A 13,913-nucleotide genomic window follows, 5' to 3' on the forward strand; every position below is an offset into this window, starting at 1 on the left:
TTGGTCCGGGGGCGCGGAACGGAAAGAGCCGAGGGGCCTTGACGCTGCACTCACTGCAGAAGGCCCGGTCACACCCATGATGATTTGATTTGGACGCTCTTTACGACAGAAGCGGCCAAACCACCATGCCTTTGATGCATGGCATTGGCGACAGGGTGAACAGGTTTGGGACGCTCAACCAGGCGCTTTTGGGCCCGGAACGGCGGACTTTTGCTTACATTCGCCTGGATTGCGCGCGACTGGACGTACCCGAGAGCAGGATACAGGTGAAACATGGCCGACAGCATTTCCCTTGCCGACAAGCTTGCGACCTTTGAGGATTACTGGTCGCCGCGCACGATCACGACCTTCAACGATTGCGACGTGATGGTGGTGAAGGTGAAGGGAGAATTCACCTGGCACAAGCACGACGACACCGATGATTTCTTTCTCGTTCTGAAGGGCCGGCTGGACATCGAATTGCGGGACCGCACCGTGACGCTCGGACCGGGCGAACTCTACGTGGTGCCCAAGGGTGTCGAGCATCGCCCCGTGGCCCGCGAGGAGGTTCATCTCATGCTGATCGAGCCGAGCGGTACGCCGAACACGGGCGACAAGACCACCGCCGCAGCGCGCAAGTTCGCATAGGGCACGCGGTTCTAGTCTCTTGACGCCACGAGCTTGCTGAAGCTCCCAGCGAGCCTTGTCCTGAGCCGCACGACATAGTCTTTCGCTGCGCGGCTCAAGGCACGGATGGCACGCCAGGCTTCGGTGGCCTGGAGCCAAGCCTTCATCTCGGAGAACCTCCGGTAGCACCACGCGAACGCCGGGATCCGCATCAGCTTGTCACGCGTCAGATGGAACAGGCGCTCGACCAGCACGAGCTTGAGCAGTTCGCAGCCGATGAACGCCGCTACGCCGCTCAGGAACTGGCCAGTCGCGACGAGGTAAGCGGCCACCGGCTTGATCGGCTCCAGGATGATCACGGGCACGGAAAACAGCGCGAGCGACGGATATGGCGGCAGCGATTTGATCCAGGCGCGCAGCCGCTTGAATTCGAAATGCCGCGCCAGCCAGCGCGCGATCGGCCGCGCCACGGCCATGAACACCGCATCCACCAGGAAGTAGATGGCGGCCAGCACGTAGGTGATGGGTTTCAGGATTCGCTTCACGATTACCTCTCCCGCGAACTGAAAGCCGGAACCCGGGCCTAAGTTTCACCTCCGCATGGATCATTCGCGGATTCCTTGTGGAACTTTTAGGGCATTTGGTCCCGCCCGTCTCAGATCTCGGCATAGATCTCCGCGTTTATCGCAGCAGACCGCCACTATAGCGCAACCCGTAAAGTGGTGCGCCGTCATCTCGCGCGATTGTCTCGACACCATGAAAACGATCGAGGGATCCCTCGACCTCATTGCGATAGACCATGCCTGCCTGCTCGAACAGGCGCGGTCCTCGAAAGGGCTCCTCGGCGCGCACGCCCAGCAGCGCCTGACGCAAGAACTTATAGATCGCCAGAAAAACGTCCCGGTCCATGATGTCCGCGCGGGCGCCGCCACTGTAGCTCATCGACCAGATGATGCGTTCGTCCCGTGCCACGGTCTCCTGCCCGACAAAAAAACCCATCCCGAAATAGATATCGCGATAGGTGTAAGGCGGTGCGCTATGCCCGAGCTGCTTTGAGCTAGTGAGCAGCGGCGTGGCCACCGTTGCGTCGTCGTCGAGGCCCGCATAGGTGCGCCGCTTGGCTTCGACCAGGAACGCCGCGAGATCGTGGGGGACAGACGGCATCGCCTAGTCCACCAATTCCGGCCACGGCACGATCGTCGACTTTACCGTCTTCATCGCCATCGCATCCTTCACGGCTCGCGCGACTCCCTCTTCCGTAAACGGATAGATCGTTTGCATCTGTAGCCAGGGATATTTGTCGCGGGTGCGGTAGAGCATGTCGACGCCGAGCGGCAGATCATTGCCGGTAAAACCCCAGGAGCCGAGCACGTTGAGGTCCTTGGTGCAGATGCGGTGCCAGGACGTCTCGATCGAGCCGGCGTCGGTGAACTGGCCCATCTCGACATAGGTGCCGCCGTCGCGCAGCATCTCGATGCCCTCGGGCCCGGCTGAGGGGTGACCCGAGCAATCCATGACGAGATCGGCGCCGAAGCCGCCGACGATCTCGCGGACACGCGCGATGCGATCTTGCGGCGATGTGATCTCCTCGATGTTGACCGTCGCCTCCGCACCAAACTCGCGCGCGAGCTTGAGCCGCGGCTCCTCCGGCGCGCCGACGCAGATGACGCGCCCTGCCCCCATCTCCTTGGCGGCTGCGACCGCCAGAATGCCGATCGGGCCCGAGCCCTGGATCACCACCGTGTCGGCCCAGGTGAAGCCGCCGGCACGGGTCGCGCGGTTGAAGGCGCGGATGCAGGAGGTCAGCGGCTCCGACAGCGCGCCAAGGCGCAGCGACATGTCATCGGGCAGCTTGTAGATCTTGGTGCCCGGCAGCATCTCGATATCGACATAGACATATTCGGCCCAGCCGCCCCACATGTGCGGCGCCTTGTCGAAGCCGAGATAGCGGCCGTAATAGACCGGCGTCAGGCATTTGTTGGCGGTCTGCGGATAGTGAATGCAATAATAGCATTTGCCGCAGGGCATCAGCGGCGGGATCATCACCTTCGATCCGACCTTGAGCGGCTTGCTCATGAAGTCTTCGGTGAACTCGTCGCCGCATTCGACGATGACGCCGCCAATCTCGTGGCCGAGCGTGAACGGCCAGGGCAGCGGCTTCGGCCAATGCCCTTTCAGGATATGCAGATCAGTGCCGCAGACGCCGCACGCGCCGATCTTGATCAGCGCCCCCCTGCGGCCGACCTTCGGCCACGGCACGGTCTTGATCACGGGCTCCGAGCCCGGCCCTGCGTGGGTGCAGACGCGGATTTGGTCCATGGCGGTTTCCTCAAAGTCCGCTTGTTGTGTTTTGATGGTGCGAGCGTGAGGCCAAGCGTATGTGAGATGCGCAATCGTGCCAAGGTGCGATAGTTCGCAGCCCGCCTGGATCTAGTATCATTCCCGAATGACAAACTGGATTCGTGGCACCTGTACGGCCAATCGCATCGACATCCACTATCTGCGAACGAGTGGAGACAAGCGTCCCTTGCTTGCACTGCATGGATTGACCGGAAGCGGCGCTTGCTGGACGCCGTTGGCCCGCGCTCTCCAGGATCGCTACGACGTCTTCATGCCGGACGCGCGCGGGCACGGCGCATCGAGCGCCCCGCCGCACGGATATTTGTATCGCAACCTCGCAGACGACGTGATCGGTCTGATCAAGACGCTCGGACTCGTCGCGCCGGTGCTGCTCGGCCATTCCATGGGCGGCATGACAGCCGCCGTGGTTGCGCACGAGATGGGCACGGCCATTCGCGGCGTGATCCTCGCCGATCCGACGTTCCTAAGCGCCGAGCGCCAGCGCGAAGTCTACGAGAGTGACGTCGCCGAGCAGCATCGGCGGCTGCTCGGTCGGGACAAGGATGCGGTGCTGGCCGAGACGAAGGCGCGCCAACCGCACCGCTCGCTCGAATTGCTTGAATTGATCATCGACGCGCGGCAGCAGACCGACACCCGTGCGTTCGAGGTCCTCACGCCGCCAAACCCGGATTATCGCGAGCTGGTCAAAGGCATTGCCGTTCCGAGCCTGCTTGTCGTCGGCACCAATGGCGTTGTCTCCGTCGAGACCGCGCGCGAGCTGCAGGAGCTCAATCCACGCCTTCGCCACTGGGTGATCGCGAACGCGGGCCATGGGCTGCCGTATGACCAGCCGGTTGAATTTGCGGCGGCGGTCGGGTCGTTTCTGGCGACCGTGGATGCGCCCACACCCAATTGACTTGAGCGCTCGCCGACGACCGTGTAAGGCCCCAAACGTCCTGCCAGTGGTGCCCGCTTGAACCCCCTTCCGCAAAATCCCGCCGTCGCGTCCGGATCGTTCGCGGCGATGAAGTCCGTGCCGTACCGGCTTCAATTCATCGCCTATGTGCTGGCGATGATGGCCGACAATATCGAGCACGTGATCAGCTATTGGGTGGTGTTCCAGAAATTCCACTCGCCGACGCTGGGCGGCTTTGCCGTGCTGTCGCACTGGCTGCCGTTCCTGCTGTTCTCGGTCGTGGTCGGCGGACTTGCCGACCGCTTCGATCCGCGCCGCATCATCCAGTGCGGCATGCTGCTGTTCATCGTGGCCTCGGCCGGATGGGGCTTCTTCTTCATCACCGACACGATCCAGATGTGGCATGCGATGCTGCTGCTGGTGATCCATGGCTGCGCCGGCGTGCTGTGGCAGACACCGAACCAGCTGCTGCTCTACGATCTCGTCGGGCCCGCAGACCTTCCGAGCGCAGTGCGGCTGAATGCGATGGCGCGCTATCTCGGCATCCTGGTCGGGCCTGCGGTGGGCGGCCTCATCATGCTGACGCTCGGCACCTCGAACGGCATCATCTTCAACACGCTGTTCTATCTGCCGATGCTGCTCTGGCTGTTCTGGGCGCCGGTGCGCGACAAAAGCCTCGCTGCGCGGCGCTTCGCCGTGCGCGGCTTCGCCGACATTCTGCTCACCATCCGCGCCATCGGCACCCAGCCGGTGCTGACGGCAATGACGTGGCTCGCCGGTCTCACCTCCTTCATGATCGGCAACGCCTATCACGCCCAGATGCCGGGCTTTGCCGGCGATCTCGGCCATGGCGATCCCGGCGTCTCCTACAGCGTGCTGCTCGCAGCCGATGCGGCCGGCGCGCTGCCTGCCGGCATCGCGCTGGAATCCTGGGGACGGCTCAGGGGCACACCGCGCACCGCGATCCTGCTCGCAACACTCTGGAGCGTGGCGCTGCTCGGCTTCGCCGCGGTGCGGATCTATCCGGTCGCGATCGTGCTGTTGTTCTGCGCGGGCTTCTTCGAGCTGTCGTTCAACACCATGGCCCAGGCGCTGGTGCAGTTGAACGCGCCGGCCGACATCCGTGGCCGCGTCGTCGGCCTCTATAATATGGCCGGCCTCGGCATGCGCGCGTTCAGCGGCATCACGGTCGGCGTCTTTGGGGCCGCGATCGGGATCCACTGGTCGCTGGGGCTATCGGCCGCGGTGCTGCTGGCGCTGCTGGGCCTGCTCTATGGGCGCGCGACCAGGAAGGCCTAGGGGCGGCCCGGTCACCGGCCGGAACTCCCGCCGTCCCCCGACCCCGGCACACCAAGGCAGGGCCCGCCCTTGGTGCGGTTTTGGAACGCATTGTGTCCGTCCGTATTCGCCGCGCCCAATCATAACGCGGCATTAACCCTATGCACCTTAGGGTCGTGCCGGACTCCGCCCGGGCGGGGGGTCGGGTAGTGAAAATGGCGTTGGCGAACAAAAAATTTCTTCCGGCCGCCGAGGAACGTCGGCGTTTCCAGCGGGTGAAGGTACACCTGCTCGGCCGTTACATGCTGCCGGACCGCCGAGAATTCCCCTGCCAGGTGATCAACATGTCGCCCGGCGGGCTCGCGCTGCTGGCGCCCGGCATCGGCAATGTCGGCGACCGCGTGGTCGCCTATCTCGACCATATCGGCCGGGTCGAGGGCAAGATTACCCGGATCATCGACAACGGCTTCGCCATGACGGTCGGGGCGACGCCGCGCAAGCGCGACAAGCTCGCGGCCCAGCTGACCTGGCTCGCCAACCGCGACATCCTCAATCTGCCGGAGGACCGCCGCCACGACCGTATCGTGCCGCGCAACCCGATCGCGGTGCTGACGCTCGAGGACGGCACCAAGATGACCTGCCGCATCATCGACCTCTCGCTGTCGGGCGCGGCCATTGCCGCGGAAAACCGTCCGCCGCTGAAGTCGATCGTTCTGCTCGGCCGGGTGCAGGGCCGCGTGGTCCGAAACCTCGAAGACGGCTTCGCGCTGGAGTTCATGCACGAGCAGCCGATCGAGACACTCGAAGAGAGCGTTACCGCGCGGTAAAGCGAAAGCGCGCCAGAATCCCTGTTATTCCAGCCTCAAAGGCGGCCTCCGCGATGCGGACGCCGCCTTTTTCGCGTCCGGCGGTCGTCTCGCGCGGGGTTAACGCGCGGCCTTCTCGGGGCAGAAACAGCAGTTCCGCCAGCGTTCCCGCGTTAATCGCTACAATTTGAATCAATTGCAGTCATCTCAAATTTTATTCGACTTTGATTCAAGTATAGATCGAATTTGCAGCGCGTTTTACTTGTATTCGTCTCGAGTTGACTTGGCTGACTTAGCGGCAACTCAAAAGCTCCATGCGAAATGTGGTCCCAACAAGAAACGGGGGCCGCAATGTTGGACTTCAGGGGACAGGGGAAGGCACTGGCACTTGCTGCCATGCTGTTCGGGATCAGCGCGGCAGCGCAGGCCGGCGAAAGCCGTCTGCTCTACGCGAGCCTCGGCGACACCACGCGTGCGCCGATCGGCTGGGTCGAGTTTTGTGCAGAGAATGCCGCTCAGTGTCAGGGCGGGCCGTCGCAGCCGCGCGACATCGTGATGTCGCAGGCCGCGTGGCGTGACCTGACCAAGGTCAATCGCTGGGTCAACGAGACCATCAAGCCTTTGACCGACCAGGACCACTGGGGCGTGATCGAGAAGTGGTCGCTGCCGACCGACGGTTACGGCGACTGTGAAGACTACGTGCTGTTGAAGCGCAAGATGCTGATTGATGCCGGTTGGCCGCGCGAGGCCCTGCTCATCACCGTCGTGCGCGACAAGAAGGGTGAAGGACACGCGGTGCTGACGGTGAAGACCGACAAGGGCGAGTTCGTTCTCGACAATCAGAACGAGAGCGTCGTTGCCTGGACGGAGACCGGCTACCGCTTCGTCAAGCGCCAGTCGCAGAGCGACCCCAATGTCTGGGTCTCGCTCGGCGATACCAAGCCGGCGGTCTCCACCGCCAGCGCAAGAGACCAGTAAGTGGATCAGTAGAGACAAACGAACGAGTTACGCGACCCGGTCACATCCCCACCCCTCCCCGTCCCAGACCGGTTCGCGCGCGCCCAGCCATCCCCCAATGGCTGGGCGCAACTTTTTGGTGGCTGAAATCGCACCGCAACAAGAAGGAAGCAGCGCGAAGCCGCAACCGGATTGTTGCTCAACTACAGGCTGATGTGTAGTTTTCCTGTGGGAGGCAGGGATGCGCGAAGCTTGGGCGACGCAATGCGAGAATGCGCATTTCGTCCTGCGCTGCCTTCGCTATCGATTTCGAACAGAACGCCTCCAGCTCCAGACGATCAGCCGCCTGAATCTCCACGGCGCCACCGTGCTCGACATCGGCGCCAACAAGGGCATCTATTCGTTCTGGCTTGCGCGCGCCGCCGGCCCCGATGGCCTGGTCCTGGCTTTCGAGCCACAACCTGAGATGGTTGAATATATCGGCAGGCGCCGGGTGCAGTTCGGCTGGCGCAACCTCAATATCATGCCGGTCGCACTTTCGGACATCCACGGCTCCGCGCAGCTCTCGCGCCAGCGGATTGGCGATGGCAGCGCATCCCTTTCGCGATCAAACGGCGAAACCATATCCGTCCCGACCATGAGGCTCGATGAGCTGCCGGACGTCGCGGGCGTGAAGTTCATCAAATGCGACGTCGAAGGACACGAGCTGAAAGTGTTTGCCGGCGGCGAGCGCACCATCAGGACGTCTCGGCCGGTGATCCAGTTCGAGGCAACGCCGCCCGAAGACCGGCAGTTGTTCGAATTCTTCGAGAGCCTCGGCTATTTGGGCGTCATGCTTCTGGGTCGAAGCTATCTTCCGCCGACCAACCCCGATCGGGTCCCGCACTACAAATTCGGATTGGGCGGCCATCGCGACTTTCTGTTCTTCCCGCCAGAGGCGATCGGAACGATCATTCCGGAGGCATTGGCACGCGCATTTCCCGCGCCGTGCTCACGCTGATCATCCCGCCCCGAGCACATCCGCGAGCCGCAGCTCGTCGGCGGCGGGATCCTTCAAAAACAGCTCGGCCTCGATCTCGTTCAGATGCGACAGCATCTGCGCGCACGCGGTCTGCTTGTCGCGCTTGCGGATCGCGGTGACGATCTCGGCGTGATGATCGGTGCCGCAAGCCGGCGTGTCGTGACGACGATAGAGCAATATGATCAGCGAGGAGCGCGCGATCAATTCCTTCAGGAAGCCGAGATAGATGCTGTGTCCGCTCATCTCGGCAACGAGGCGGTGAAATTCGCCGGAGAGCCGGACCGACGCGCGCGCGTCGCCGCGCAGCTCCGCCTCGCGCTCTTCAGTGAGATGCTGCTGCAGGCGATCGAGCCAGGCGGGCGAGACGGCATCGACGGCATGGTCGACGATGGTGGGCTCGATCAGCCGGCGCGCCTCGAACACTTCGCGGGCATCCGCCGGCGTCGGGCGCGCGACGAAGGCGCCGCGATTCTTCTCGATGTTGACGATGCCCTCATGCGCGAGCTGCTGCAGTGCGGTGCGAACCAGCGTGCGGCTCGCGCCATAGATCTCACCGATCTCGTCCTCGCCGAGCTTGGTGCCCGGCAGCAGCCGATGTTCGAGGATCGCCGCGGTCACGCCCTCTCTGATCCGGCTGACGCGATCGCTCACGTCGGGCACATCGGATTTCGGGCGGGATTTGGCGGCCATTAGTTCGAGGGCGGGTTTGAGGGCTCGATCGGTGACGTTCGGACCTCGAATGGTAATCGACGATCTGTATCCAATCACAGGCGAAACTTTATACAATCTTCGCCCATTTCGTGTGCACATCCCTGCCCGCCCGTGCGCCGCACAAATGCACGGATTCGACCTAACGGGCTGACTCCGCTGCACAGTTTTTAAATTCGGCCTGATTTGAGTTTTTGGCACGGACCTTGCGGAGAGAGGCGTAGCATCGCCCCTCTCGCGGACACGCCATGGCCACTCCCGCCGCTCTCGAACTGGTCGCCGTCACCAAGCGCTACGACACGACGCTGGCGGTCGACGACGTCAACCTGAAGATTCCCGCCGGCACCTATTGCTGCCTGCTCGGCCCGTCCGGCTGCGGCAAAACCTCAACCCTGCGCATGGTCGCGGGCCACGAGGCCGTCAGCGAAGGCGACATCATTCTGGGCGCACAGAACGTCACCGACCTCGAGCCCGCCAAACGCGGCACGGCGATGATGTTCCAGTCTTACGCGCTGTTTCCTCACCTGAGCGTGCTCGACAATGTTGCGTTTGCCCTGAAAATGCGCGGCGTCGATCGCGCGACCAGGCACAAGCGCGCCGGCGAGCTTTTGGAGCTGGTGGCGATGAGCCCCTATGCCGGCCGCCTGCCGGCCCAGCTCTCCGGCGGCCAGCAGCAGCGTGTGGCGCTTGCCCGCGCGCTGATTACCGAGCCGCAGATCCTCCTGCTCGACGAACCGCTGTCCGCACTCGATCCGTTCCTGCGCGTGAAGATGCGCGGCGAGCTGAAGCGGCTGCAGCGCGAGCTCGGCATCAGCTTCATCCAGGTCACCCACGGCCAGGAAGAGGCGATGGCACTCGCCGACCACATCGTGGTGATGAACCAGGGCAGGATCGAGCAGCAGGGCACGGCCCGCGACATCTTTCACCATCCCCGCACCGAATTCGTGGCCCGCTTCATCGGCGGCCATAACGTTCTCAGCGACGCCGGCAACCTCATCGCGGTGCGCGCCGATCAGCTCGGCATCAAGCCGGTCACTGATGGCGCGTTCGGCGCGCCGGCGCTGCTGACCCAGACCGAGTATCAGGGCTCCTACGTCGCCGTCTCGCTCACGCTCGACGACGGCACCGCCCTGTTCTCCCACGTTCCCGAAGCCACTTTCGACGTCCATCCGTTCCGGCCGGGCGATCGCGTGCTGGCCACCTGGGATCCCGCCAAGGCGCAACGTCTGCAATAGCGCCGTCATTTTAGAAAATGCGCAAAACAGAGGAGTGACTGGAATGACCGAGACGACCAAAAAGACCGGCGTCAGCCGCCGCACGCTACTCAAGGGCACCGCGGGTCTTGCCGGCCTTGCCGCTGGCTCCGGCGCCATCACCGGCTTCCCCTACGTGATGTCGGCCGAGCCGAAGGTGCTGCGCTATCTCGGCACCGCCGTGAACGAGGGCGACGACATCTCCAAGCAGTGCCTGAAGGACACCGGCATCAAGATCGAGTACATCACCGCGACCACTGACGACGTCACCAAGCGCGTGATGACCCAGCCGAACTCCTTCGACGTGCTGGACACCGAATATTTCTCGCTGAAGAAGCTGGTGCCGTCGGGCAACATCCTTGCCCTCGACGCCAAGAAGATCAAGGAGTTCGACAACATCACGCCGGTCTTCACCAAGGGTGAGACGCCCGGCGGCAAGAAGATCGGCAATCAGGGTACCGCGCCCTGGAAGGTGCTCTATCTCGAGGGCAAGGATTCCAAGACCTTCTCCAAGACCGCAACGGAGTTCGTCACGCTGATCCCGACCGTCTACAACGCCGACACGCTCGGCATCCGCCCCGACCTGATCAAGCGTCCGATCAGCTCGTGGTCGGAGCTGCTCAACCCCGAGTTCAAGGGCAAGGCCTCGATCCTCAACATCCCCTCGATCGGCATCATGGATGCCGCAATGGTCGTGGAAGCCACCGGCAAGTACAAATATGCCGACAAGGGCAACATGACCAAGGAAGAGATCGATCTCACCATGAAGGTGATGACCGAGGCGAAGAAGGCCGGCCAGTTCCGCGCATTCTGGAAGGACTTCAACGAGAGCGTCAACCTGATGGCTTCGGGCGAAACCGTGATCCAGTCGATGTGGTCGCCGGCGGTGACGAAAGTGCGCTCGATGGGCATCGCCTGCACCTTCCAGCCGCTGAAGGAAGGCTACCGCTCGTGGGCCTCGGGCTTCTGCGTCTCCAAGGGCGTGTCGGGCGCGAAGCTCGACTGGGCCTATGAGTTCGTCAACTGGTTCCTGTCCGGCTATGCCGGCGCCTATCTCAACCGCCAGGGCTACTACTCGGCCGTACTCTCGACCGCGAAGGCCAACATGGAGCCCTACGAGTGGGCCTATTGGATGGAAGGCAAGCCGGCCGAGAAGGACATCAAGGCGCCCGACGGCTCGCTGCTGGAGAAGGCAGGCGCGGTGCGTGACGGCGGCTCCTATGAAGACCGCATGGGCGGCGTCGCATGCTGGAACGCCGTGATGGACGAGAATGACTACATGGTCCGCAAGTGGAACGAGTTCATCGCCGCGTGATGGATACGTCGGAAGACATCCTGCAACAGCGATCCCCGGACCTCGTCCGGGGATCGGAGACGGCGCGCCCTGCGAAAGCGGCGCGCCTGTCGCCCTCCTTCATCTCCTGGCTGCAGGCCGGGCCGATGATGCTGGTGTTTCTCGCCTTCTTCCTGATTCCACTCGTCTTCGTCGTTATCGTCTCGTTCTGGGACTACAACGAATATCAATTGCTGCCGGCCTTCTCCGGGCGCGGCTACACCGACACGTTCGAAGGCTGCATCGCGCAACTCCCCGATCTCTGCACTATCGCCAAGACCTATCTGAAGACGCTCAAGCTGTGCTTCCTGGTCTGGGCCATCACGCTCTTCATCGGCTTCTGGGTCGCCTACTTCCTTGCCTTCCACGTCAAGTCCAAGACTTGGCAGATGGGACTATCGCTGCTCTGCACGATCCCGTTCTGGACCTCCAACGTCATCCGCATGATCGCCTGGATCCCGCTGCTCGGACGCAACGGCCTGGTAAACTCCGGGCTGATGAAGACGGGCCTGATCAATCAGCCGGTGGAATGGCTGCTGTTCTCCGAATTCTCGGTGGTGCTGGCGCTGGTGCACCTCTTCACCTTCTTCATGGTGGTGCCGATCTTCAATTCCATGATCCGCATCGACAAGTCGCTGATCGAAGCGGCCTATGACGCCGGCGCCACCGGCTTCCAGACGCTGGTCAACGTCATCATTCCCTTGGCCAAACCCGGCATCGTGATCGGCTCGATCTTCGTCATCACGATCGTGATGGGCGACTTCATCACTATCGGCGTGATGGGCGGCCAGCAGATCGCAGCCGCCGGCAAGATCATCGAGACGCGCGTGAACGCGCTTCAATTCCCGGCCGCGGCCGCCAATGCCGTGATCCTGCTCGTCATCACGTTCCTGATCATCACCATGATGTCCCGCATCGTCGACATCAAGAAGGAGCTCTAGGCGATGAAGGAAGGACGCCCGCGCAGCTTCTACGTTCTCGCGATCTTCTTCGCGGCCTATGTGCTGTTTCTCTACGGCCCGATGATCGCGATCTACGTGCTGTCGTTCCAGGGGCCACAAGGCGGCCTCACCTTCCCGATGAACGGGGTATCGACCTACTGGCTGACCAAGCTGTTCCAGGGGACCGGCATCGTCGACCTCGGCGCCGCCTTCCGCCGCTCGCTGCTGCTCGGCGTCATCGTCATGGCCGTCACCGTCGTGCTGTCGGTCGCCGCCGGCATGGCCTTCCGCAGGAAGTTCAGGGCGCAGAGCATTCTGTTCTATTCGGCGATCGCGAGCCTGATCGTTCCCTCGATCATCACCTCGCTCGGGATCTCGCTTGAATTCCGCATCGTCGACGACCTGATCAAAGCGCACTGGAATGAGAACTTCGAGACCTCGATGGGCCTGCTCACCTCGGGACTCGGCGCGCATCTGACCTGGACGCTGCCGTTCGGCCTGTTGATCATGTTCGCGATCTTCAATCGCTTTGATCCCCGGCTCGAGGAAGCCGCGCGCGACCTCGGTGCCACGCCATGGCAGGCCTTCCGTCATGTCGTGCTGCCGATCATCCTGCCGTCGGTAATCGGCATCGGCCTGTTCGGCTTCACGCTGTCGTGGGACGAGCTTGCGCGTTCCAGTCAGGCGATCGGCGCGGTGAACACATTGCCGCTCGATCTGCAGGGCCTCACCACCACAGTGACGAACCCGGACATCTATGCCCTCGGCACCATCATCTCCGCTGTGTCGTTCGCGGTGATCACGCTTGCGCTCGGCACCATCCACACGCTCAACAGGCGGCAGGCGGCCAAGGGTTCGGACGCCGGCAAAGGGCTCGTCTAACTTCAATGCGACTGCACATCGTCAATCCCAACACCACCGCGTCCATGACGGCGAAGATCGCCGCGGCAGCGCGCGCAATCGCGTTGCCCGACACGGCGATCGATGCGCGCCAGCCGACGATGGGCCCGGTCTCGATCGAAGGGTTTTACGACGAGGCCTTTGCCGTTCCGGGCATGCTCGGCTGCATCCGCGAAGCCGACCGCAACGGTGCGGACGCACACATCATCGCCTGCTTCGACGACACCGGCCTCGACGCCGCACGCGCCGCGGCGAAAGCGCCGGTAATCGGCATCGGCGAAGCCGGCTTCCACATGGCCAGCCTGATCGCGGCGCGCTTTGCCGTGGTGACCACGCTCGGCGTCTCCATCGTGCCGATCGAACATAATCTGAAGAAGTACGGCCTCGCCGAACGCTGCGCCCGCGTCCGCGCCGCCGAAGTCCCGGTGCTCGCGCTCGAAGAGCGCAACGCAGACGCCCTTGGAAAAATCTCCACGGAAATCACGGACGCAATCCGCGACGACCGTGCCGAGGCCATTGTGCTCGGCTGCGCCGGCATGGCCGATCTTGCCGCAGAGCTCGCCGCCACCCACGGTCTGCCCGTGGTCGACGGCGTCGCTGCCGCCGTGACGCTGGCCGAAGGACTGGTGCGGCTGGGGTTAGCGACTTCCCGGCTCGGCCCCTACGCGGCGCCGCGTTCGAAGGCCTATTCGGGCCCGTTTGCGCCGTTTCAGCCGTAGGCATGGTCCGCGCACGGCGGGCTGCTGAGCGTACCGCGATACTCCCGCTCCAGCCAATTTCGGCTTGAGCGGGGTTTCTTTTTGGCGCCCCGCCTTCGACCGCTGAAGCCGCCGCCTTGGCAGAGCTACGCTTTT

15 protein-coding genes are annotated in these 13,913 nt (G+C 63.2%); 11 read left to right on the plus strand and 4 right to left on the minus strand.

Annotated elements, in window-relative coordinates; all coding sequences use genetic code 11:
* The first annotated feature begins 273 nt into the window (after positions 1–273).
* Positions 274–627: a cupin domain-containing protein gene (locus JQ587_RS09905; RefSeq protein ID WP_212301705.1), complete on the plus strand. Its 354-nt coding sequence runs from the start codon at positions 274–276 to the stop codon at positions 625–627.
* 11 nt (positions 628–638) lie between these two features.
* Here JQ587_RS09905 and JQ587_RS09910 read toward each other — a convergent pair whose 3' ends face one another.
* The 3 genes from JQ587_RS09910 to JQ587_RS09920 all read right to left on the minus strand — a co-directional run bounded on the left by JQ587_RS09910 (position 639) and on the right by JQ587_RS09920 (position 2,925).
* On the minus strand, positions 639–1,151 hold the full coding sequence (locus JQ587_RS09910; RefSeq protein WP_212301707.1) for a hypothetical protein: 513 nt from the start codon (positions 1,149–1,151) through the stop codon (positions 639–641).
* 136 nt (positions 1,152–1,287) lie between these two features.
* Positions 1,288–1,770 (minus strand): DUF5680 domain-containing protein, encoded by a 483-nt coding sequence (locus JQ587_RS09915; RefSeq protein ID WP_212425182.1) that lies wholly within the window; start codon positions 1,768–1,770, stop codon positions 1,288–1,290.
* Positions 1,771–1,773: 3 nt separating this feature from the next.
* A complete protein-coding gene (locus JQ587_RS09920) occupies positions 1,774–2,925 on the minus strand; it encodes a zinc-binding dehydrogenase (RefSeq protein WP_212425183.1) in 1,152 nt (383 codons plus the stop codon).
* A 127-nt stretch (positions 2,926–3,052) separates the two neighbouring features.
* Between JQ587_RS09920 and JQ587_RS09925 the strand changes: the two genes are divergently transcribed.
* The 5 genes from JQ587_RS09925 (at position 3,053) to JQ587_RS09945 (ending at position 7,903) form a co-directional block, all read left to right on the plus strand.
* On the plus strand, positions 3,053–3,862 hold the full coding sequence (locus JQ587_RS09925; RefSeq protein WP_212425184.1) for an alpha/beta fold hydrolase: 810 nt from the start codon (positions 3,053–3,055) through the stop codon (positions 3,860–3,862).
* Positions 3,863–3,919: 57 nt separating this feature from the next.
* The gene (locus JQ587_RS09930; RefSeq protein ID WP_283815608.1) at positions 3,920–5,161 is read left to right on the plus strand and encodes an MFS transporter; all 1,242 of its coding nucleotides are present in this window, start codon (positions 3,920–3,922) and stop codon (positions 5,159–5,161) included.
* 194 nt (positions 5,162–5,355) lie between these two features.
* Positions 5,356–5,967, plus strand: a complete 612-nt coding sequence (locus JQ587_RS09935; RefSeq protein ID WP_028154094.1) for a PilZ domain-containing protein — start codon at positions 5,356–5,358, stop codon at positions 5,965–5,967.
* A gap of 330 nt (positions 5,968–6,297) precedes the next feature.
* A complete protein-coding gene (locus JQ587_RS09940; RefSeq protein ID WP_212301713.1) occupies positions 6,298–6,924 on the plus strand; it encodes a transglutaminase-like cysteine peptidase in 627 nt (208 codons plus the stop codon).
* A gap of 220 nt (positions 6,925–7,144) precedes the next feature.
* A complete protein-coding gene (locus JQ587_RS09945) occupies positions 7,145–7,903 on the plus strand; it encodes an FkbM family methyltransferase (RefSeq protein ID WP_212425186.1) in 759 nt (252 codons plus the stop codon).
* On the opposite strand, the gene JQ587_RS09950 is transcribed toward JQ587_RS09945, so the two are convergent.
* Entirely contained in the window at positions 7,904–8,614 is a 711-nt protein-coding gene (locus tag JQ587_RS09950; protein WP_212301718.1) for a GntR family transcriptional regulator, read from the minus strand.
* A gap of 266 nt (positions 8,615–8,880) precedes the next feature.
* On the opposite strand from JQ587_RS09950, the gene JQ587_RS09955 reads away from it, so the two are divergent.
* From JQ587_RS09955 to JQ587_RS09975, 5 genes are read left to right on the plus strand one after another with little or no spacing between them, the layout of a single operon-like run.
* Positions 8,881–9,867: an ABC transporter ATP-binding protein gene (locus tag JQ587_RS09955; RefSeq protein WP_212301720.1), complete on the plus strand. Its 987-nt coding sequence runs from the start codon at positions 8,881–8,883 to the stop codon at positions 9,865–9,867.
* 43 nt (positions 9,868–9,910) lie between these two features.
* Positions 9,911–11,200 (plus strand): ABC transporter substrate-binding protein, encoded by a 1,290-nt coding sequence (locus JQ587_RS09960; RefSeq protein ID WP_212301721.1) that lies wholly within the window; start codon positions 9,911–9,913, stop codon positions 11,198–11,200.
* Entirely contained in the window at positions 11,200–12,159 is a 960-nt protein-coding gene (locus JQ587_RS09965) for an ABC transporter permease (RefSeq protein ID WP_212301728.1), read from the plus strand. Before JQ587_RS09960 ends, JQ587_RS09965 begins: the two co-directional genes overlap by 1 nt.
* Before the next feature lie 3 nt (positions 12,160–12,162).
* Entirely contained in the window at positions 12,163–13,041 is an 879-nt protein-coding gene (locus JQ587_RS09970) for an ABC transporter permease (RefSeq protein ID WP_212301731.1), read from the plus strand.
* Positions 13,042–13,046: 5 nt separating this feature from the next.
* Positions 13,047–13,778: an aspartate/glutamate racemase family protein gene (locus tag JQ587_RS09975; protein ID WP_212425187.1), complete on the plus strand. Its 732-nt coding sequence runs from the start codon at positions 13,047–13,049 to the stop codon at positions 13,776–13,778.
* Positions 13,779–13,913: the final 135 nt, after the last annotated feature.

Origin of the sequence: Bradyrhizobium manausense, from assembly GCF_018130615.1 — a bacterium.
GTDB classification, from domain to species: Bacteria; Pseudomonadota; Alphaproteobacteria; order Rhizobiales; family Xanthobacteraceae; genus Bradyrhizobium; species Bradyrhizobium manausense_A.

What these genes read in the sequence shown, in the direction of transcription:
- JQ587_RS09905 (WP_212301705.1), top strand. Translation starts at nt 274, where the DNA reads ATGGCCGACAGCATTTCCCTTGCCGACAAGCTTGCGACCTTTGAGGAT.
- JQ587_RS09915 (WP_212425182.1), bottom strand. Translation starts at nt 1,770, where the DNA reads ATGCCGTCTGTCCCCCACGATCTCGCGGCGTTCCTGGTCGAAGCCAAG.
- JQ587_RS09920 (WP_212425183.1), bottom strand. Translation starts at nt 2,925, where the DNA reads ATGGACCAAATCCGCGTCTGCACCCACGCAGGGCCGGGCTCGGAGCCC.
- JQ587_RS09925 (WP_212425184.1), top strand. Translation starts at nt 3,053, where the DNA reads ATGACAAACTGGATTCGTGGCACCTGTACGGCCAATCGCATCGACATC.
- JQ587_RS09935 (WP_028154094.1), top strand. Translation starts at nt 5,356, where the DNA reads ATGGCGTTGGCGAACAAAAAATTTCTTCCGGCCGCCGAGGAACGTCGG.
- JQ587_RS09940 (WP_212301713.1), top strand. Translation starts at nt 6,298, where the DNA reads ATGTTGGACTTCAGGGGACAGGGGAAGGCACTGGCACTTGCTGCCATG.
- JQ587_RS09945 (WP_212425186.1), top strand. Translation starts at nt 7,145, where the DNA reads ATGCGCGAAGCTTGGGCGACGCAATGCGAGAATGCGCATTTCGTCCTG.
- JQ587_RS09950 (WP_212301718.1), bottom strand. Translation starts at nt 8,614, where the DNA reads ATGGCCGCCAAATCCCGCCCGAAATCCGATGTGCCCGACGTGAGCGAT.
- JQ587_RS09955 (WP_212301720.1), top strand. Translation starts at nt 8,881, where the DNA reads ATGGCCACTCCCGCCGCTCTCGAACTGGTCGCCGTCACCAAGCGCTAC.
- JQ587_RS09960 (WP_212301721.1), top strand. Translation starts at nt 9,911, where the DNA reads ATGACCGAGACGACCAAAAAGACCGGCGTCAGCCGCCGCACGCTACTC.
- JQ587_RS09965 (WP_212301728.1), top strand. Translation starts at nt 11,200, where the DNA reads ATGGATACGTCGGAAGACATCCTGCAACAGCGATCCCCGGACCTCGTC.
- JQ587_RS09970 (WP_212301731.1), top strand. Translation starts at nt 12,163, where the DNA reads ATGAAGGAAGGACGCCCGCGCAGCTTCTACGTTCTCGCGATCTTCTTC.
- JQ587_RS09975 (WP_212425187.1), top strand. Translation starts at nt 13,047, where the DNA reads ATGCGACTGCACATCGTCAATCCCAACACCACCGCGTCCATGACGGCG.